Below are 19,547 nucleotides of genomic sequence, written 5' to 3' on the forward strand. Positions count from 1 at the left end.
GACATGCGTACCGCCTTCATCGACACCGCCACCGCGCTCCTCGACGAGGACCCGCGTACCGCACTGGTGCTGGCCGACATATCGGCGGCCCAGTTCGCCCCAGCGGGGCACCGGCACCCGGACCGGGTGCTCAACGTGGGCATCCGGGAGCAACTGATGATCGGCGTGGCCGGGGGGCTGGCCCTGACCGGGCTGCGTCCGATCGCGCACTCGTACGCGACGTTCCTGGTGGACCGGGCGTACGAGCAGATCAAGTTGGACCTGGATCACCAGGGCGTGGGCGCGGTCCTGGTCAGCATCGGCGCGTCGTACGACGGGTCGGCGGAGGGCCGCACCCACCAGTCACCCGGGGACGTGGCGCTCTTCGACTCCCTCGGCGACGGCTGGACGGTCCGGGTGCCCGGCCACCCGGACGAGGTGGCGCCGCTGCTGCGCAACGCCGCGACCACCGACGATCCGGTCTACCTGCGGCTCTCCGAGCAGCGCAACACGGAGGCGTACCCGGATGCCAGCCGGCTACTGGTGCTCCGGCGGGGCCTGGCGGACGCGCCGCTCGTGGTGGCGGTCGGACCGATGCTCGACCCCACACTGGCGGCGACCGAGGGGATGGACGTGACTGTGGCGTACACCCACACGCCCCGGCCGTTCGACAGCCGTGGGCTGCGGGCGCTCGCCAGCACCGACGTGGTGCTTGTCGAGCCGTACCTGGCGGGAACGTCGAGCGCTGTCGTCAGCCGGGCACTGGCGGACGTACCGCACCGACTGCTCGCCCTCGGGGTGGGTCAGACCGACCTGCGACGGTACGGCGACCCGGCCGACCACGCCCGGTGGCATGGTCTGGACGCCGACGGCCTGCGTAGGTCGATCAGCGCGTTCCTGGGGTCAGTTGGCGGCTGAGACGGCGGGGCGGCGGCGAGCGCGCTCGCGACCGAGGATCCAGATCGCCTCGACGCCGTCCTTCCAGGTGATCTTCTTGCCCTCTTCGCGCCCCCGCGCCCGGTAGCTGATCGGCACCTCGTACGGCCGGATCCGGCGACGCAGCAGCTTGCCGGTCACCTCGGCCTCCATGCCGAAGCCGCGCGAGCGCACCTCGAGCGAGCGGTAGAGCGCAACCGGCATCAGCTTGAAGCAGGTCTCCAGGTCACCGATGTACGAGTTGAACAGCACATTGGCCGCCATCGTGACGCCCTTGTTGCCCATCACGTACCAGAAGCTGTAGGCGCTGTGGCTGCCGAAGGTGCGATTGCCGTAGACCACCGTGGCCCGCCCGTCGAGCACCGGGTCGAGCAGCTTGGGGATGTCCTGCGGGTCGTACTCCAGGTCGGCGTCGAGGATGACCATGTAGTCGCCCTCGGCGCTGTCGACAGCAGTCTTGATGGCGGCACCCTTGCCGGCGTTGCGCTGGTGGGTGATGACCCGCAGGCGCGCGTCGTCGGCGCGACCGAGGACCTCGCCGGTGCCGTCGCGGCTGCCGTCGTCGACGACGACGAGTTCGATCTCACAGGGATAGTCCACCGCCAATGCCTGCTTGAGGGCATCCGCGATGCGTTCTTCCTCGTTGTAGACCGGCATGAGGATCGAGAGCTTCACGGGAATCTCCACGGTGGCGGCAACACGACGGCCATAGCCTAGCCTGGTTGATTTGTTAACCACATACCGCCACCGTGGGCAGTCGGCGCGGCGGGTTCAGATCCATGGTGTTTACTTCCGCCATGTCGGCTGCCGGCTCCCTGCTCGCGGCGGTTCCCGCCGCCGCGTTGCTCCTGCTCACCGTCGCGGTGCGGCCACGCGAGGTTGGTGCAGTGGCACCGCTGCGGCTCGGCGTGGTGCGCGCCGTCCTGCTCGGCGGGGCGTACGCGGTGCTCGTCGTCGAGGTGCTCGGCGCGTCGCACGCACTGACCCGACAGGCCTTCGCCGTCGCCTGGTTGCTCTTCCTGGCCGCTGCCGCGACAGCGGCCGGTCTGCGGTGGCGACGCGAAGCCGGCCTCGGGCAGCAGTTCGCAGCCACGTCGGTGACAGTCGGCAACGCGCCGGTGACAGTCGGTGCCGTGCCGCGACAGGTTCCGGTGGGGGCGGTGGTGTCCGGTGGCGGCCCCGACGTTTCCGCCCCGGCCGCCGAGCGCGTTGAGCCCGACCCCGCGCCGGCTCGGGCCGGTTGGGGGCCCGCCAGCCTGCTCGCCGTGGCGGTCGGCACCTGGCGTACGGCCCGACCGGGCGAGCGGCTCCTCGCCGGCACGATCGGCGGGCTGGTCCTGGTGGAGCTGCTTGTCGCGCTGCTGGCCGAGCCGAACAACTTCGACTCGCAGACCTATCACCTGCCGAAGGTGGAGCACTGGGTCGCCCAGGGCGACCTGGACTTCTGGCCCACCGCCATCCACCGGCAGGTGACCATCCCGCCCGGCGCCGAGTACCTGCTGCTGCACCTGCGTCTGCTCACCGGCGGGGACCAGCTGTACAACCTGGTGCAGTGGGCGGCCGGAGTGGTCTGCCTCCTGGTGGCCGCGCGGATCACCGCGCAGCTCGGCGACGGCCGGCGGGCCCAGTTGCTCACCGCGTTCGTGCTGGCGACCACGCCGATGGTGGCGCTCCAGGCGACCAGCACGCAGACCGACCTGATCTGCGCGGCGTGGGTGGCCTGCGCGGCGACGCTGGTGCTGGACGGGCTGCGTCGGCGGACCGGCTGGGGCACGCTGCTCGGGCTGGGGGCGGCCACCGGGCTGACCGCGGTGACCAAGACCAGCGGCCTGATCGCGGTCGGCCCGCTGCTGGTGCTCTGGGGGTTGGCCCAGCTGAGGCTGGCCCGGGCCGATCAACCGGCACCGGCGGGCCCGGCGGCGGCGGGCGGGGGACGGCGGTCCTGGTCGGTCGGCGGGCTGGCCCGCACGGTTGGCGGTTCGGTGTTGATCCTGGTGGTCGCGGCCGTGGTGGTCGGCCCGTTCCTGGCGCGGGTGACCGCCGAGTTCGGGCACCCGCTGGGGCCACCCCGGCTGCGCGAGTCCATCCCGATGGAACGGCACGACCCGGCGTCGATAGTGGTCAACGCGCTGCGGATCGGACACACCGCGTTCGACACCCCGCTGGCACCGCTGCGTCGGGCCGGAGCCGAAGTGATCATCAGCGGCGCCGAGGCGGTCGGGGTCGACCCGCAGGACCGCGCGATCACCTTTGGTCGGGAGCTGTTTCCGGAGCCGGCCTGGTATCCGGACGAGGACCGGGTGGCGTTTCCGCTGACCGGGGCGTTGGCGGTGATCGGCGCGGTGATCGCGCTGGCCCGACCACGACGGATCGCACCCGAGCGGGCCGGGTCGCTGCGGGCGTACGCCGCGGTGGTGCTGACCGCCGCACTGCTGCACACCGCGATGATCAAGTGGCAGCCGTGGGGAAACCGGCTGCTGCTCTACGCCGTGGTGCTGGCCGTGCCCCTCGCCGGCCTCTGGCTGGACGCGCTCCTGCGTGACCGCGCGGGCGGGCGTCGCTCGGTGGCCACCGTGGCGGCCGTCACCGTGCTGGCCACCTCGGCGCTGGCCGGAGTGCTCGCACTGTCGTACGGCTTCCCGCGCCGACTGGTCGGGGCCGGCTCGGTGTTCACCACCTCGGACTGGGACACCCGGTTCCTGCGCCGGCCGCAGTGGGCCGACGAGTTCCGCTGGGCGGCGACAGCGGTCCAGGACAGCGGTGCGCGCCGGATCGGGCTGGCGCAGCAGAACGACAACTGGGAGTACCCGTGGTGGTTGCTGTTGCGGCAGCCCGACGGCGGCTCACCGGACCTGGTGGCGTTGCAGTCCGTACTGCCGGAGCGACCGCCGGCCGAGCCCTCCTCTGTCGACGCGATCGTCTGCACCGGCAACAAGGCGGCCTGCGCCAAGCTCGTCCCGGCCGGCTGGCGGCTGGAGTTCCGCGGCTACGTCGGCTACGCCCTGCCACCGGGCCGCTGAACCAGGAGCCGGCCCAGAGCCGCCCTGGCGCCAAACCGCAGGCCCGGATAGTCCGATCCGGGCGGTTCTGCATCCCGCGCGCAAGGATCTGAGGCGCATTCACATCTGTTGATCCGCACGTTACCGTCGGGTAACTCAATCGACGTCCCGCGATTGAGCCGAAAGGAGTGCGTCGATGCCTGCAATCCCCGCCAGGCCCGAACGCGCGACCCGACGACGGGCCATCACCGTCGTCGTCGCCGTCGCCGCTCTCGTCCTACCGATGCTCGCCGGACCGGCCACCCCCGCCACCGCCGCCGACCGGCCGACCGTCCAACCACTCCCCGCCAACCTCGAAGCCATCCGGGCCGCCGAGGCCACCGCCCTCTACGGCAGCCCGGCGATCCGCCCGATCGAACAGCGCCGCACCGCGTTGGTCACCATGGGTGACAGTGAGATCTCCGGTGAAGGGGTCGGCAACTACGTCCCCGGCACCCACCAGGACGGCAACTGGTGCGACCGCTCGTACGACCAGGCGGTGTTCCGCACCGGCATCACGTCGGACGCGCAGTACAACATCGCCTGCTCCGGTGCCACCCCCTGGAACCTCATCGCCGGCGGCCCGACCCAGCACAACGAGCTGAACCAGGGCGACCACCTGGGCATCAAGGCACGCAACACGCACGTGAAGCTGATCTGGGTGGTGGTCGGCGCGAACGGTGACGGCACCATCCAGTTCGGTCCGGTCGCCACCGACTGCGCCGTCCGCCGGGTCTTCTTCCAGGGCGCCTGCTACCCCACCTACACCGACCAGTGGACGATCCGCACCGACGGCAGCCGGCAGGCCGTGGAGTCGGCGCTCACCGACATCCGGCAGACCATGACCAACGCCGGCTACCTGCGGTCGGACTACGAGCTGGTGCTGATGTCGTACCCGAGCCCCGGCAGCCCAGACGTGGAGGACAACCCCAACTTCCCCGGCTGGTACTCCGGTGGTTGTCTGCTCTACCTGGCCGACGCGGCGTTCGCCCGGAACAAGGCGGTGCCGATGTTCGAGTCGGCGCTGCGCTCGGCAGCGGCGAACACCGGCACCCGCTACCTGGACGCCAGCCGGCTCTTCCACGGGCACGAGGTGTGCACCGACAACACCTCGGTCCGTGGCCTCTTCATCGAGGTCGGCATCTGGAACGAGAACGCCGCCCGCCAGTCGTTCCACCCCAACGCCCGTGGGCACGGCATGTTCGCCCAGTGCATCACACAGTTCTGGAACTCCGGGCAGACGCGGGCAAGCTGCGTCGACCCGGCCAGCACCGGCGGCGGCGTGCTCTACCCGGGGCTGCTGGAGTTCAAGCAGCTGCGCAACCTCGCCACCGGCACCTGCGTCGACGGCAAGGGGTACGACTCCCGCAACGGCACCGCGCAGCAGCCGTACTCCTGCCACGGTGGGCGCAACCAGGGCTTCTGGTACGACTCGGCCCGGCGGTCGCTGCACTCGGAGCTGTCCCACGACCGGTGCCTGGACGTCGCCAACAGCTCGATGAACGCCGGCACCGCTGTCAACATCTACGACTGCAACGGCACCGGCGCGCAGCAGTTCGTCTTCGTTGGTAACCAGATCAGGCCGGCGAGCGCCACCAACCTCTGCGTGGCGTTCGACAACCCGCTGCTGGGCAGCTCTCGCCTGCGGTTGGCGAACTGCTCCACCAGCACCCGGCAGCAGTGGTCGTTCGAGGCCCGTACCGCCGCCAACCCGGTCGGCTACGGTCACGACGACTTCATCGGCTCCCGCGTCTACTGAGGTGGGCAGGGGCCCTGGCGTCGACCAGGGCCCCTGCGCTCACTTGGCGCGGGGAATGAGGATGAGCCGGGCCACGCCCTTGTCGCCGTCCTTCGCTCCGGCGACGCCGAGCGTCGCGCCGACCTTCACCTCGCTCGGCTGCACGGTGGCCCGCCGCTCGACCACCCGCAGGTCGTCGCCGAAGGTCCAGGTCATGGTGAAGCCGTCGGTGGACTTGACGGTCATCGAGTCGCCGTCGATGGCGGTCACCTCGCCGCGCTGCACGGCGACGGTCTGCGTACCGCCGTCCTTCGTCTTCACCACCGCCTCACCGTGCAGTGTGTTCTTGCGCAGCAGCACGCGGGCCTGGCGGCGCTTGCGCCACTCCTCGCCGCGCTTCTCCCGGCCCTTCTCCTGCGCGCTGGGGGACGCACCCGGCGTCGGGGTGGCCGGTGCGGCGACGGTCAGTACATCCAGGTCGTCGGCGTCGAAGCCCATCGCGGTCAGCGCCTGACCCTCGACGCCCATGGCGGCGGCGACCTCGACGGCGACGTCCCGGGCGGGCTGGCTGGCCACCTCGGCCGCCCCGCAGCCGCTGACGCCCAGCGCGACCGCCGCGAGCAGTGCCGTGGTGCCGGTGGCGATACCCCAACGTGGCATGACTCTCCCTCTCGTCAGTGGAGCCCTCAGCCTTCCCGGGAACGACGAGCGGAGCGTCAGGCCGATGTTCGGGTCAGGTAAGGATCGCCGGGCAGTTGGACCGTGAAGGCGGCACCGCCCTCCGGCGCGTGCCCCGCGGCGATCTCCCCGCCCAACCGGCGGACCAGCCCGGCGGCCAGCGCCAACCCCAGTCCGCTGCCCACCTTGCGCACCCCCCGGTAACGCTCGTGCAGGGCACCGCGTTCGAAGGCCACCGCCAGGTCGTCGTCGGTGAAGCCGGGCCCGCCGTCGCGAACCTCCAACACGCCGCCGTGCGCCGGGTCCGCGCCGGCCGGCCGGACCGCGAGCACCACCGGCGACCCCGGGGGTACGACCCGCAGCGCGTTCTCCAGCAACCCGTCCAGCACCTGCCGGATCCGCCCCGGATCGGTGTACGCGGGCACCGGCCGACCCGGCGTCTCCACCCGGAACGGCACGCCCACCGCAGCGCACCGACCGGACCAGGTCGGCTCCGCGTCCACCGCCAGTCGGGTCAGGTCGACCGGCACCGGTTCCAGGGGGAAGTCGGCGGCCTCCAGCCGGGCCAGTGCCAGCAGGTCGCCGATCAGCCTGTCCAGGTGTTGGGCCTCGGTCAGCATCGTCCGGCCGGTGTCCACCGTGTCGTCGGCACCGAGCACCCCGTCGGCGAGCGCCTCGGCGTACCCCCGGATCGCTGTCAGCGGGGTGCGCAGCTCGTGCGAGACGGAGAGCAGGAACTCCCGCTGTCGACCCTCGCTGGTGGCCAGTGCGGCAGCGAGCCCGTTCAACGCCTCGGCCAGGTCGGCGACCTCGTCCGGCGGCTCGACCGGCACCCGGACGGCGCGGTCACCCGCTCGCAGCCGGGCGGCGGCGGTGGCCGCGACCCGGATCGGCCGGGCCAGCCGACGGGCCAGCAGCAGCCCCGCCACCACACCGGCGGTCAGCCCGGCCAGCAGCGGCAACCACAGGCTGAGCAGCACCCGGGCCCACAGCCCGTTGGCCAGCGGACGGGAGAGCACCACCCCGTTGCCGCCGGGCAGGGCCCGACCCTCGACCAGGGCCCGCTCACCGTTGACCGCGCGGCGGGCCGACACGTTGCGGCCCTGCCCGACCCGCTGCACCACCCGGGGTGGCAGACCCGACCGGTCGACCGCCCCACGCCGGATCAGGTACGCGTCGATGCCCTGGTCGCGCAGTTGCTGGATGAGCCGCTCCTCGTCGGCGCTGCGGCCCCGGTCGAGGCGGGTCCGCAGCACCTCGGCCGCGAGCCGGGCCTGGGCGGCGAGTGCCTCCTGCTCGCTGCGCTCCGCGCCCCGGATCGCCAACGGCACCGCGACGATGGCGGTGACCAGCACCGACACCAGCGCCACCGCGCAGGTGACGAGCACCGCGCGGGCGGTCAGCGTACGACCGAATCGGCCTCGTCGAGGTGCGGCGGGTGGGGTGGCGCCGACCACCGGCAGGGCCATGGTCGGCGACTCGACGTGCCCGTGGTGGTCAGGCATCGACCGCGTACCCCACACCGCGATGGGTCCGGATCACGCTCGCCGGGCCGAGCTTCGCGCGCACCTGGGCGACATGCACGTCCACCGTTCGGGTGCCGGCGTGCGCCGCGTAACCCCAGACCCCGGCCAGCAGCTCCTCCCGGGTGAAGACCCGGCCCGGCCGGGCCATCAGGTGGGCCAGCAGGTCGAACTCGGTGGACGTGAGCTGCACCAGGGCACCGGCGGCGGTGACCGTGCGGCGGGCCGGGTCGAGCGTCACCGGCCCGACGACCCGTGGCCGGTCCGCGCCCTCCGGGCCGCCGGCGGATCGGCGCAGCACCGCGCGCACCCGGGCGACCAGCTCCCGTGGGCTGAACGGCTTGGTGACGTAGTCGTCGGCGCCCAACTCCAGGCCGACGATCCGGTCCACCTCGTCGTCCCGGGCGGTGAGGAAGATGACAGGGGTCCAGTCGCCGGCCTCGCGCAGCCGGCGGCAGATCTCGGTGCCGGGCAGGCCCGGCAGCGCGATGTCCAGGACGCAGGCCACCGGACGCAACCGGCGGGCCGCGCTCAGACCGGCCTCGCCGTCACGTTCCAGGTGGACGCCGAACCCGTCCCGGGCGAGGTAGAGCCGGACCAGGTCGGCGATGGCCGGCTCGTCCTCCACGACGAGGACGAGCCCGCGATGCGGTGGTTCGACGGTCACCGGCCCATGATTGCCGACTGCGAAGGCTCGGCGCGATCGGTACGTGTTCGAGTTCGGTAAAGGCGGTGCGACACCCGGTCGGGGTCAGCTCACCAGGACGGAGCGAACATGCCGGGCCGTGCGACGGCCGGTGCGTCACCGATGCTGGCGACGACCCGGGCGCCGGGCGGCCGCAGGCGGGTCCGGAACGCCTGGTTGAGCAGCGCGTCGAGCTGCCAGACCTGCTTCGGGTGGCTGGTCCGGATCAGGAACCGCTCACGGATCCCGTCGATCGCGGTGGCCGCCATCTCCACCGACTGCAGCCGCGGGTCCGGGCTCCAGGTGACGTTGCTCAGCTCGCGCAACTCGGTGTTGAGGTGCAGGCGCAGTCGGTGCAGAAGGCGGGTCTGCTGGGTCACCACCAGGCGGCGGTGCGTGAGTAGCAACAGGTAGTCGCCGGTGACCGGACGGTCGGGGCGGTTGCAACGGGTGACCAGGATGGTGGCGTCACCGGAGCCGACGCAGCGCCGGAAGACCGGCATGTGCCGGCTCACCGTCTGCACGGCCAGGCCAGCCTCAGCGGCGGCCGGAAGGAACGTTCGGGAGAAGACGTCCATGACCTGCCCAACGACCTCCCCAGCGGGGTGACGTGGGTCACGGATGTTTTTTGGAAGTTCCACGCCGCATGTCGCACTGCCTGTCCGACTTCCGACTCGGACGGATCATGGTCAGGAGTTGGGCTGAAGTGGACTGGCGGCGAACAGCTCCCCCAGCCAGCCCGGGACCGCGTCGGCGTACTCGGCGCGGGACTCCTCGGCGGTGTCCAGTGCCCGACGCCAGGAGAGCGACCGGCTCACCGGCCCCAGGCCGATGGCGAGGTCGGCGGCCTCCACGAGGGTCCGGCGGTCGTACCGGTCGGTCCACGCCTCCAGGTAGGCGTCGCGCAACCGCACCAGTTGGGCGTCGTCGGCGGCGAGCTTCCTCTCGTGCCCGATGGACCGCAGGGTCACCAGCAGCGTGCCGAACGGGTGCGCCACCGAGGCGTCACCCCAGTCGAAGTAGCGGTACCCGGCCTCGCCAGCGAAGACGTTGCCGTCGTGCAGGTCGTCGTGTTGCACTGTCGCCGGGATGCCGAGGTCGGCGAGCCGGCGACACCGCTGCGCGTACGACGGCAGCTCGGCCCGCAGCCGCTCGTGCAACTCCGGACTCAGCCCGCCCTCCACGCCGACCAGCAGCGCCGCGTGATCGTCGAGCAGCTCGGCGAAGAGGCCGGCCAGCACCTCCGGGCGCTGATCCGGCACCCCCAGGGCGACGAGGTCGTCGGCGCGCGACGCGCTCGCCAGTTGCAGCTGCGCGTACCCGGGCAGCGCCCGCTCCCAGTGCGCCAGATCGGGGTCGCGCCCCAACACGTCGCGCAACGACTCGCCGCCGTCGGGCAGCAGCGACCAGCCCTGCGCCGGGTCCACGGCGATCGGCGTCAGCACCCGGTCGGGCGTCGACTCGGCGAGCGCCGCGATCAGGACCGCCTCGTGCACAGTGCCCGGGTTGTTGGCCTTGAACCAGACCGGCCCGTCGTCGGTCGGCACCCGCCAGACCAGTGACCAGGGACGCACCCTCGGCTCCACCAGCCCGGTCACCCGCCGGCCGGCCCGGCTGAGCTGCGCGTCGACCCAGGATCGGGCCCGCACCTGCCACTGCTCGCTGGACCAGTCGGGCGCGCGCTCACCGGCGATCGTCGTCACGCTGGGCACCTTAGGCGGCCGTCCCGCATCGAGGCGAGGCGTTTTCCCGCCAGTGTCAGACCAGCTCGACGATTGTAGCGTTGGCCATGCCACCGCCCTCGCACATGGTCTGCAGGCCGTAGCGGATGCCGTTGTCCCGCATGTGCTGGAGCATCGTGGTCATGATCCGGGCACCGGAGCCGCCGAGCGGGTGACCGAGGGCGATCGCCCCACCACGCGGGTTGAGCCGCTCCGGGTCCGCCTCGGTCTCCGCCAGCCAGGCCAGCGGCACCGGGGCGAACGCCTCGTTCACCTCGTACACCCCGATCTCCTCGATGCCCAGCCCCGCGCGGCGCAGCGCCTTCGCGGTGGCCGGGATGGGCGCGGTGAGCATGGTGACCGGGTCGTCGGCGGCGACCACAGCGGTGTGGATCCGGGCCAGCGGGCGCAGGCCGTGCCGGCTGGCCCAGTCGGAGGTGGTCACCGCGAGGGCGGCGGCGCCGTCGGAGATCTGCGACGCGGAGCCGGCGGTCACCACGCCGTCGGCGCGGAACGGGGTGGCCAGCTCGCCCAGCTTCTCCAGGGAGGTCTCCCGGCGGATGCCCTCGTCGGCGGCGAACTTCCCCCCGTCGGCGAGCGGCACCGGGGTCAGCTCCCTGTCGAACGCACCGGCGTCCTGTGCGGCGGCTGCCTTCTCGTGGCTGGCCAGCGCGAACTCGTCCAGCTGGGTGCGCGAGAGGCGCCACCGCTGGGCGATCAGCTCGGCCCCGACCCCCTGGTTGAACGGCAGCGGCGCGTCGTCGGCGAAGCCCTCGACGCCCCGGTAGCGGGCGCGCAGCTGGTCACTGAACGGCATGCCGCCAGCCACGCTGGAGCCCATCGGCACCCGGGTCATCGACTCGACGCCGCCGGCGACCACCAGGTCGGCCTGGCCGGAGAGCACCGTCGCGGCGGCGAAGTGCAGGGCCTGCTGGCTGGAGCCGCACTGGCGATCCAGTGTGGTGCCGGGCACCGTCTCGGGCCAGCCGGCGGCGAGCACGCTGTTGCGGGCGATGTTCCACGACTGTTCGCCGACCTGGGACACACAGCCCCAGAAGACGTCGTCGACCTGGGCCGGGTCGAGCCCGGTGCGCTCGGCGAGGGCGCGCAGCACGTGCGCCGAGAGGTCGACCGGGTGGACGCTGGCGAGGCTGCCCTTGCGCCGCCCGACCGGGGTACGTACCGCGCCGACGATGACCGCGTCACTCATGTTTACTCCCCGGTAACTTGGGCTGTCCCGATCCTACGCCGACCAGCGCCCACGGCACCGCCCCCGGACTCTCCCGCATCGATCAAGGAGTTGTGGTGGGCAGAAGTTTCCACTTCGCACCATATGTGGGGCAGCACAACTCCATGATCGACCCGCGCGAGGCTTCGATCCGACGGACCGCTGGCATGCTGGGTGGGTGGATGAGATCTCCCCGGCCCGGCAGTGGCTGGTCCCGGCGAGCCTGCCGGCGGCGAAACTCGCCGGTGCGGTTCTGCTGATCGCGCTCGGGTTGCTCTTCGCCGACGGCGACGCGGTCCGGCTGGTGCTGGCCATTCTGGCCGCCGCCGTCCTGGCCGGCTGGGCGGTACGCGACCTGATCGCACCGGTCCGACTGGCGGTAGACCCGGCAGGACTCACCGTCATCCGCGGGTTCGCCGGTCGCCGGCTGCTGCCCTGGTCGGCGATCGAGGCGATCACCGTGGACCGTCGACCGCGACTGGGGCTGACGTCCGAGGTCCTGGAGATCGACGCGGGCGAGTCACTGCACCTCTTCAGCCGCTACGACCTGGGCACCACCCCGGAAGAGGTAGCCGCCGAGCTGCGGAGCGCCCGCCCGGTCAGGTGAGCAGTTGGGCGGTCCGGAAGAGGACGAGCACGAGCAGGACCAGCAGGATGATCGCCCCACCGGCGACCTGCACCAGCGTCCGCCGACTCCGCGGCGCGTACGCGAGCACCAACGCCATCAGCGCGCCGACCACCAGCCCACCCAGGTGCCCGGGGATCGAGATGCCCGGCACGGCCAGCGTGAACACCAGGTTGATCACCAGGATCGGGATGATCCGGGAGATGTCCCGGCCCAACCTGCGCTCGATGATGATCAGCGCGGCGAAGAGACCGAACACGGCGGTCGACGCACCGACGGTGGCCGCCCGCGGGCTGCTGAACAGGTACGCCGCCACGTTGCCGCCGAGGCCCGCGATCAGGTAGAGCGCGGCGAACCGCACGCGCCCGAGGTTGGCCTCCAGCGACCGGCCGAGCACCCACAGCGCCCACATGTTGAGCAGCAGGTGGAGCACGCCGTAGTGCAGGAACATCGCCGTGACCAGGCGGTACCACTGACCCTCGGCGATCCCGCCGAGCGTGTAGTCGGAGAGGTAGGCCCGGCCGAGCACCGCGCCCCACTCGGTCAGCGGCGTGCTGCCGCCCATCAGACCACCGAAGCCGGCGCCGCCGACCGCCGCGTCCCCGCCCCGGGCGGAGGCGATGGAGAGCAGCAGGAACAGCACGTTCACGGCGATCAGTGCCTTGGTGACATAGCCGTGCCGGCCGGCCGTACCGCCGCCGAAGGCGGTACGCGCCGGCCGGACACTGCGACGTCCCTCGTTGACGCACTCCGGGCACTGGTGCCCGACCGAGGCCTCCCGCATGCAGTCCGGGCAGATCGGCCGGTCGCAGCGGGTGCACCGGACGTAGGTCTCCCGGCCGGGGTGCCGGTAGCAGACCGGGGTGGTCGGCGGAGACTCGCTCACCGGGCCGACCCTCCCGCCACCACCGCGCGGTCCACCGGCACCGGCCGTGCTCCGGAGCGCTCAATCATGCGAGCAAAGGTACCTCGCCGGTCGCTCAGGAACCGGACCGCTCGATCTCGACCCGCTCGATGACGACGTCCTGGAGCGGACGGTCGCTCGGACCGGTCGGGGTGTTCGCGATCGAGTCCACGACCTTCACCGACTCCTCGTCGGCGACCTGGCCGAAGATGGTGTGCCGGTTGTTGAGGTGCGGCGTCGGGGACACGGTGATGAAGAACTGCGAACCGTTGGTGCCCGGTCCGGCGTTCGCCATCGCCAGCAGGTACGGACGGTCGAACCGCAGCTCCGGGTGGAACTCGTCGGCGAACTTGTAGCCCGGTCCGCCCCGACCGGTGCCCGTCGGGTCGCCCATCTGGACCATGAAACCGCTGATCACGCGGTGCGAGATGGTGCCGTCGTAGTACGGACCACTGCCCGGCTGACCGGTGCGCGGGTCGGTGTACTCACGGTTGCCCTCGGCCAGGTCGACGAAGTTACGGACGGTCTTCGGCGCGTGGTTGGGGAAGAGCTCCAGCCGGATTGGGCCAGCGTTGGTGTGCAGGGTGGCGTAGACAGCCTCGGCCACGGGTACTCCTCACTCGTTGGTCAGTTCCATGCGGATCCTCCCATGTGCCCGATCTGGCATCGCGGAGGCATCCGAAGGTGGAGGATGACGAAGGAACAACTCCCAGGAGGTAGGACCGTGTTTGGATTCGGGCGGCGTAAGTCCCAGGGGCAGTTGGCCAAGGCCGAACTGAACCAGAGCATCAGCCACCTGATGCTGGCAGCCAACCACGCCGCGAAGGGCGCTGGCGCCACCGTCGGCCCGCGGGTCCAGGTGGCCCGGGGCTACGTCGGACCGACCGCCGCGAAGGTACGCGACCGCGCGTCGACCGGCTGGGGGACGACTCTCACCACGCTGGCACCACTGGCGGCGGCTGCTCGTGATGGCGCCGCGCAGGCAGGGCCGCTGACCAGGAAGGCCAAGTCGAAGACCATGCGGATCACCGGTAAGAAGAAGCAGCCGCGTCGTCGCGGCTCGATGATGACCGGCCTGTTGGCGGCGGGTGCCATCGCCGGCCTGGCCGGCGCGGTGGCGCTGCGTCGCCGCCGGGAGCAGCAGGAATGGGCCGAGTACGACCCGACCCGCAGCACCCTGGAGCCGATGCGCGACGAGGTCGACTCGATCGAGGTGCGTACGCCGTCCGCCGCCCGGGGGTCCGACGGTTCCGCCATGTCCGGCGCGGCGGGGATGACCGGCGCGGGCAGCTCGGCGGTAGCCAGCGGCTCCAGCGCCAGCACCACCGCCCCGGCCAAGCAGACCGGTGTCCGCCCAACCGACAAGGTCCCGTCGGTCGCCGAGGGTGCCACCGACGTCTCCGGCCGGCCGACCGACGACCTCACCAAGGCGCTGGGCAAGGACACGGCCCGCACCAACGGCCGCCGCTGAGGTCAGCAGCAGCGCATCGGGCGCCGACGAGTGGGTTGACCCCGCTCGTCGGCGCTTCCGCGTGAGCGGTCAGAGCCAGCCGTTGCGGCGGAACCAGCGGTAGAGGGCCAGTGAGACGCCGAGCATGAGGGCCAGCACCACCGGATAGCCGTACGTCATCTTCAGCTCGGGCATGTTCTCGAAGTTCATCCCGTAGATGCCGGCGATGGCGGTCCAGACCGCGGCGATGCCGGCCCAGGCGGCGATCTTGCGCATGTCGTTGTTCTGGTCGACGGTGACCTGGGCCAGCCGCGCCTGGAGGATCGAGTTCAGCAGGTCGTCGTAGGAGTTCACCTGCTCCACGGTGCGGCTCAGGTGGTCCTGCACGTCCCGGAAGTACTTGCGGATCTCCTTGGGCACGTCCCGGTTGACCTGGGAGGTCAGCGTCATCAGCGGCCGTTGCAAGGGCACCACGGCCCGCTTGAACTCCACCAGTTCCCGCTTCATCTGGTAGATCCGCTGGATCCGCCCGTGGCCGTGCCTGTCGAAGACCTCCGCCTCCAGCATGTCCAGGTCGTCCTCGATCTGGTCGGCCACCTCCAGATAGAGGTCGACCACCCGGTCGGTCACCCCGTACGCCACCGCCCACGGGCCGTGCAGCAGCAACTCCTGCTTGGTCTCCAGGTCGGCGCGGATCGGGGCGAGCCGGCAGGCATCACCGTGCCGGACGCTGATCACGAAGTTCGGGCCGATGAAGAGCATCACCTGCCCGGTCTCCACCACCTCGGAGTTCTCGGTCAGCTCGGTGTGCTCGCAGTAACGGGCGGTGCGCAGCACCAGGAAGACGACGTCGCCGAACCGCTCCAGCTTGGGGCGCTGCTCGGCCTTGACCGCGTCCTCGACCGCCAGTTCGTGCAGGCCGTACGTCTCCGCGATGGCGGTCATCTCGGCCAGCTCCGGCTGGTGCAGGCCGATCCAGACGAAGCCGTGCTCCTCGCGGCGGGCGGCGGCCAGCGCCTCCGCGTACGTCCAGTCGCCGGGCTGCCGCTTGCCGTCGACGTAGAGCGCGCAGTCGACCACCGCGCTGCGGCCGGTGCCCGTGCCCGCCGGGGCCGGGACGGGCGGCGAGCCGTCGGCGTTGAGGATCCGGGTCATCGCCCGGACCGGGGAAGGCCACGCCCGAGGTCGCAACACCCGACCGGTGGTCGACGGTGCCGTCCGGTCCCGCTCTGTCCGATCCGTCATCGCGTCACCTCCCGCGCTCAGCTGCGGCTTGCAGGCTACGCCGACTGCGGTCGAGGACCGGTGTGACGGCGGTCGCGTGGGGGGCGGCGCCGGGCGGGCCGGGCCGCATCGGGGGGTGTGCGGGGAACGACACGGCCCACCCGGCACCTGTGGGGGCGGGAGGTTGTGCTGCCGCGTCAACCCGGGCGGGGCCGGCCCGGAGGCCGGGCGGTGAACTCCGCAGCCGACGGGGTGACGCTCGCAGCATTGTGGGCCAGCCGGCCGCCCGGAGGGGAGCCCCGGGACGGCCGGCATCGTCGTTCTGTCAGGAACCCGACAGTTAAATCAGCTGCGGACGGCCTCGACGGCCTCCGCGAGCCGCCGGACACCCTCGTCGATCTTGTCGGCGGTCACCGCCGAGAAAGCCAGTCGGAGCGCGTGCCGCCCGCCGTCCAGCATGAAGTCGCTGCCCTTGACCACGGCGACCCCGCGTTCGGCCGCCGCCGGGGCGAGCCGGTCGACGAGCACGTCCTCGGGGAACTCCACCCAGAGGAAGTAACCACCGTCGGGCTCTACGAACCGCGCCTGCGGCAGGTGCCGGCGCAACGACTCGGCGAGCACCTGCGACCGCTCACCCAGCGCCGCCCGGACCGTCTCGATCGAGCGGTCGATGTCACCGGAGACGCAGAACTGGTGCACGATCGCCTGGGACACCATCCCCGGAGAGATGTAGAGACTCGTCGCGTTCTTCGCGATGGAGGCGATCAGGTCCGCCGGGCCGACCAGGTAACCGACCCGCACACCCGGGCAGACCGTCTTGGTGAAGCTCGACGCGTGCACCACCACGTTGCGGGTGTCCAGCGAGAGCATCGACGGCAGCGCCTCGCCCCGGAAGCGGACATCCGCGTACGGGTCGTCCTCGAAGATCGTGAACTCGTACTCGGCGGCCAGGTCGAGCAGCTCCCGGCGCTTCTCCAGGGAGAGCGTCATGCCGGCCGGGTTCTGGTAGTTCGGAATGACGTGCGCGAGCCGGGGTCGGACCCCGGACTCCAGCAGCTTGCGCAGCTCGGCAGTGTCCAGGCCATCCGGCTGGACCGCGACGCCGTGCAGCTCGCTGCCCATCCGCTGGAGGTTGAGCAGCGTCCGGTCGTACGTCGGGCGTTCCACCACCACCGCGTCGCCGGGGCGGACCAGGTGGTCGAAGAGGAACGCGTCGGCCTGGAGCGACCCGTTGGTGACCAGCACCTGGTCGGCCTCGACCCCGTGCTTCTCGGCGATCCACTTTCGCAGCGGAAGGTACCCGACGGAGGTGCCGTACGCCGTCACCCCCGCGGGGTCGGCGTCGAAGGCGCGGACGGCGGCGGCCTTGAGCCCCTCGACATCGACGATGTCCAGCGAGGGAGCCCCACGGGCAAAGGAGATCAACTGCTCGGCGGTCATGGATGTTGAGCGTACGGGCGGCGGTGGGGAACGCGCGGTCGGCACGGCGATGTCCGCATCCTGAGCCACCGGGTCGGGTGACAGCACTCCACCGGTCGGCGGCAGATCAGACCGGAAGGGCGAGCGCGTCGTGCTGCGCGGCCCGGGAAAGTCCCTCCAGCTGCACGCCGAGCGCGTCGAGGAGCTGGCTCCAGTCGAAGTAGGAACGCCAGGCGGTGATCCGGCCCTTGCGGGCCCGGACCACGTCGGCCACCTCCCAGCTCACCAGGCGGCCGGTTGGCGCCACTGTGCCGTACGGCGAATGCAGGGTGCCGGTGTGGGTGCCGGTCAGCCGCAGCTCGACTGCGGCGCCACCACCCGTGCGGACCGCGCCCATCGGGTCGACCCGCAGGTCTCCGAAGGCGCCGGTCCAGGTGCGCAGCAGCGCGGGCAGCTCGATCGGCCGGACCGTCACGCCCGGCATGGCGTAGAACGCCTCCGGGGCGTAGAGATCCGGCAGCCGGGCCACGTCCCGACGCAGGAGCATGGCGTACTGCATCTCGACCAGCCGCTCCGCGTCGCGCATCGGGACCTCCCCAACGGGCCACGGCATCTCCGCGCCCGCAAGGGATGCCTACCCATCGATCCGGCCCGGTACACCACCCCCGGTCAGGTCGTGGCGACCGCCTGGCTCTCCGACCAGACCCGCATGATGTCCCGGACGGAGATCACGCCGGCCACCTCCCGGCCGTCGAGCACCACCAGGTGCCGGAACCCGCCCCGGGCCATCGCGGCGGCGGCCTCGGCCACCGTCCACTCCGGCCCGGCGTAGACCACGTCCCAGGTCAGGTGAGCGCCGGTGCGTTCCACGTCGCAGTCCAGGCCAGCGCCGATGGCCTTCAACACGTCGCGTTCGGTCATGATCCCCACGCCCTCGGAATCCGGGTCGATCACGACCGCCGACCCGACACCGCGGGCCGACATCATCCGGGCCGCCTGGCGGAGCGTGTGCTCCGGACCGACGACGAGGACCTGGCTGGACATCGCATCCCGTACCTGCATCACACATCACCCCTTTGGGACGGTGGCATTCGGTACGGACATGGTGGTCGGTGGATGTTTCCAGGACAAGAGCGGCATCGCACAAGCTGCGGCCGCTGGCTACTGTCGGATGGTGTCCACCGAGCCCCTGCGCTGCGCCGGCGCGCTGATCGTCGACCATGACGGCCGCATCTTCTTTCAGCGCCGCTCACCACACCGACGCCTGTTTCCCAACTGCTGGGACATCGTGGGCGGCCACGTGGAGCCCGGCGAGGACATCGACGAGGCGCTACGCCGGGAGATCACCGAGGAGACCGGCTGGGTCCTCTCCCACGTCCTGGGCCAGGTGGGCGAGTACAGCTACGTCGGCGACGACGGCCTGGCCCGGACCGAGTACGACTTCCTGGTCCGCGTCGACGGTGACCTCGACCGCCCCACCCTGGAGGCCGGCAAGCACACCGAGTACCGCTGGCTGGCGGAGCACGACGTGACAGTGCTCGACGAGCACCGCGACGTCAACGACGGGCTGATCCGACGGATCGCGGAGGAGGGCTTCGCCGTCCTGCGGTCGATCGGTCTGTGAACACCATCGAACTGGCGCCGCACCGGATCGCCGGGCTGCTCGCGCCGGCCGTGGACCGGACCTTCCGCGCCGGCATGCTGGCCGGCCGGGACGGCGGTGGCGCCGAACTGTCCCAGCGTTACGGCGGAGTGACGGCCACCGGCTTCCTGGTCGACCTGCGCACCCGGCTGGCCGCACCCGGTGGCACTGTCGACGGGCCCGGGTTCGCGGCGATCACCCGCTACCAGGACCCGGTCGTCTGCCGGCGGACAGTGGACAAGCAGGTGGCGCACGGGATGATCTACCGCGGCCCGGACGGCGCCCTCTCCGCCACCGAGCGGGGCGGCGCCTTCCTCGCCGAGCTGTACCAGGTGCACGCCGAGGTCACCGAGGAACTGTGGGCCGGGCACGACGACCGGGTGGCCCGGCTGGTCGCCCTGCTCGGCCGACTGCTGTCGTACGCCCTCGTGTTGGCCGACGAGGAGGAGGACCGGGGCGGCTCGGCCTTCGCCGCGCTGGCGCCCCCGTACGAACCGGACGGCACCCCGTCGGGCGTGCTCCTGCTCAACCGGCTCGGCACGCTGCGCCACCACCGGGCCGACGCGCACGCCGCCGCCTGGACTGCCGCCGGGCACACCGCGTCGAGCATCGCCGCCCTGCCGACCGGTCCCGAACGGCTCGCCATCGAGTTGGAGACCGACCGGCGGGCCGCCGAACCGTACGCCGTGCTCAGCGCCGAGGAGCGCCTGAGCATGCTTGCCGACCTGGCGGCCCTGCCCGGCTGACCCGGTTGGCC

At 71.8% G+C, this 19,547-nt stretch carries 20 protein-coding genes; 7 read left to right on the forward strand and 13 right to left on the reverse strand.

Annotated features, from left to right (window positions below; translation table 11 throughout):
* The first annotated feature begins 3 nt into the window (after positions 1–3).
* Positions 4–897: a transketolase family protein gene (locus tag IW249_RS08590; protein ID WP_196920252.1), complete on the forward strand. Its 894-nt coding sequence runs from the start codon at positions 4–6 to the stop codon at positions 895–897.
* Here the strand turns inward: IW249_RS08590 and IW249_RS08595 are convergent.
* Complete coding sequence (locus IW249_RS08595; RefSeq protein ID WP_030487790.1) at positions 883–1,590, reverse strand: glycosyltransferase family 2 protein; 708 nt, start codon at positions 1,588–1,590, stop codon at positions 883–885. The genes IW249_RS08590 and IW249_RS08595 overlap by 15 nt on opposite strands.
* A 122-nt stretch (positions 1,591–1,712) precedes the next feature.
* Here IW249_RS08595 and IW249_RS08600 point away from each other — a divergent pair, with 122 nt between their 5' ends.
* Both IW249_RS08600 and IW249_RS08605 read left to right on the forward strand, forming a co-directional pair.
* Complete coding sequence (locus IW249_RS08600; RefSeq protein WP_231392457.1) at positions 1,713–3,935, forward strand: glycosyltransferase family 39 protein; 2,223 nt, start codon at positions 1,713–1,715, stop codon at positions 3,933–3,935.
* 175 nt (positions 3,936–4,110) lie between these two features.
* Positions 4,111–5,712, forward strand: coding sequence for a ricin-type beta-trefoil lectin domain protein (locus IW249_RS08605; RefSeq protein ID WP_196920253.1), 1,602 nt, complete (start codon positions 4,111–4,113; stop codon positions 5,710–5,712).
* Positions 5,713–5,751: 39 nt separating this feature from the next.
* On the opposite strand, the gene IW249_RS08610 is transcribed toward IW249_RS08605, so the two are convergent.
* From IW249_RS08610 to IW249_RS08635, 6 genes are all read right to left on the reverse strand, one after another.
* Positions 5,752–6,351 (reverse strand): hypothetical protein, encoded by a 600-nt coding sequence (locus IW249_RS08610; protein WP_196920254.1) that lies wholly within the window; start codon positions 6,349–6,351, stop codon positions 5,752–5,754.
* 56 nt (positions 6,352–6,407) lie between these two features.
* Entirely contained in the window at positions 6,408–7,874 is a 1,467-nt protein-coding gene (locus IW249_RS08615) for a sensor histidine kinase (RefSeq protein WP_196920255.1), read from the reverse strand.
* On the reverse strand, positions 7,867–8,559 hold the full coding sequence (locus IW249_RS08620) for a response regulator transcription factor (RefSeq protein WP_196920256.1): 693 nt from the start codon (positions 8,557–8,559) through the stop codon (positions 7,867–7,869). Before IW249_RS08620 ends, IW249_RS08615 begins: the two co-directional genes overlap by 8 nt.
* Positions 8,560–8,648: 89 nt before the next feature.
* Positions 8,649–9,155, reverse strand: a complete 507-nt coding sequence (locus IW249_RS08625; protein ID WP_196920257.1) for a hypothetical protein — start codon at positions 9,153–9,155, stop codon at positions 8,649–8,651.
* A gap of 111 nt (positions 9,156–9,266) precedes the next feature.
* Positions 9,267–10,280, reverse strand: coding sequence for an aminoglycoside phosphotransferase family protein (locus tag IW249_RS08630; protein ID WP_196920258.1), 1,014 nt, complete (start codon positions 10,278–10,280; stop codon positions 9,267–9,269).
* A 55-nt stretch (positions 10,281–10,335) separates the two neighbouring features.
* Complete coding sequence (locus IW249_RS08635) at positions 10,336–11,508, reverse strand: thiolase family protein (protein ID WP_196920259.1); 1,173 nt, start codon at positions 11,506–11,508, stop codon at positions 10,336–10,338.
* Positions 11,509–11,704: 196 nt separating this feature from the next.
* Between IW249_RS08635 and IW249_RS08640 the strand changes: the two genes are divergently transcribed.
* Positions 11,705–12,133, forward strand: coding sequence for a PH domain-containing protein (locus tag IW249_RS08640; RefSeq protein WP_196920260.1), 429 nt, complete (start codon positions 11,705–11,707; stop codon positions 12,131–12,133).
* On the opposite strand, the gene IW249_RS08645 is transcribed toward IW249_RS08640, so the two are convergent.
* Both IW249_RS08645 and IW249_RS08650 read right to left on the reverse strand, forming a co-directional pair.
* Positions 12,126–13,037, reverse strand: a complete 912-nt coding sequence (locus tag IW249_RS08645; protein WP_196920261.1) for a rhomboid family intramembrane serine protease — start codon at positions 13,035–13,037, stop codon at positions 12,126–12,128. The genes IW249_RS08640 and IW249_RS08645 overlap by 8 nt on opposite strands.
* 94 nt (positions 13,038–13,131) lie before the next feature.
* Positions 13,132–13,662 carry a peptidylprolyl isomerase gene (locus IW249_RS08650; protein WP_196920262.1) on the reverse strand — a complete coding sequence of 177 codons (531 nt, stop codon included), beginning with the start codon at positions 13,660–13,662 and terminating at the stop codon, positions 13,132–13,134.
* A gap of 84 nt (positions 13,663–13,746) precedes the next feature.
* Between IW249_RS08650 and IW249_RS08655 the strand changes: the two genes are divergently transcribed.
* Positions 13,747–14,526, forward strand: coding sequence for a hypothetical protein (locus IW249_RS08655; RefSeq protein WP_196920263.1), 780 nt, complete (start codon positions 13,747–13,749; stop codon positions 14,524–14,526).
* 69 nt (positions 14,527–14,595) lie between these two features.
* Here IW249_RS08655 and corA read toward each other — a convergent pair whose 3' ends face one another.
* The 4 genes from corA to IW249_RS08675 form a co-directional block, all read right to left on the reverse strand.
* A complete protein-coding gene (gene corA, locus IW249_RS08660; protein WP_196920264.1) occupies positions 14,596–15,750 on the reverse strand; it encodes a magnesium/cobalt transporter CorA in 1,155 nt (384 codons plus the stop codon).
* A 324-nt stretch (positions 15,751–16,074) separates the two neighbouring features.
* Complete coding sequence (locus IW249_RS08665) at positions 16,075–17,169, reverse strand: aminotransferase-like domain-containing protein (RefSeq protein ID WP_196920265.1); 1,095 nt, start codon at positions 17,167–17,169, stop codon at positions 16,075–16,077.
* A gap of 106 nt (positions 17,170–17,275) precedes the next feature.
* On the reverse strand, positions 17,276–17,734 hold the full coding sequence (locus IW249_RS08670; RefSeq protein WP_196920266.1) for an ester cyclase: 459 nt from the start codon (positions 17,732–17,734) through the stop codon (positions 17,276–17,278).
* An 83-nt stretch (positions 17,735–17,817) separates the two neighbouring features.
* A complete protein-coding gene (locus IW249_RS08675; protein ID WP_030487774.1) occupies positions 17,818–18,210 on the reverse strand; it encodes a CBS domain-containing protein in 393 nt (130 codons plus the stop codon).
* Between the two features lie 109 nt (positions 18,211–18,319).
* Between IW249_RS08675 and IW249_RS08680 the strand changes: the two genes are divergently transcribed.
* Together IW249_RS08680 and IW249_RS08685 are read left to right on the forward strand one after the other, a co-directional pair.
* Positions 18,320–18,772 (forward strand): NUDIX domain-containing protein, encoded by a 453-nt coding sequence (locus IW249_RS08680; RefSeq protein ID WP_196920267.1) that lies wholly within the window; start codon positions 18,320–18,322, stop codon positions 18,770–18,772.
* Positions 18,769–19,536 (forward strand): hypothetical protein, encoded by a 768-nt coding sequence (locus tag IW249_RS08685; protein WP_196920268.1) that lies wholly within the window; start codon positions 18,769–18,771, stop codon positions 19,534–19,536. The genes IW249_RS08680 and IW249_RS08685 overlap by 4 nt, the downstream gene beginning before the upstream one ends.
* Positions 19,537–19,547: the final 11 nt, after the last annotated feature.

Origin of the sequence: Micromonospora vinacea, from assembly GCF_015751785.1 — a bacterium.
Taxonomy (GTDB): domain Bacteria; phylum Actinomycetota; class Actinomycetes; order Mycobacteriales; family Micromonosporaceae; genus Micromonospora; species Micromonospora vinacea.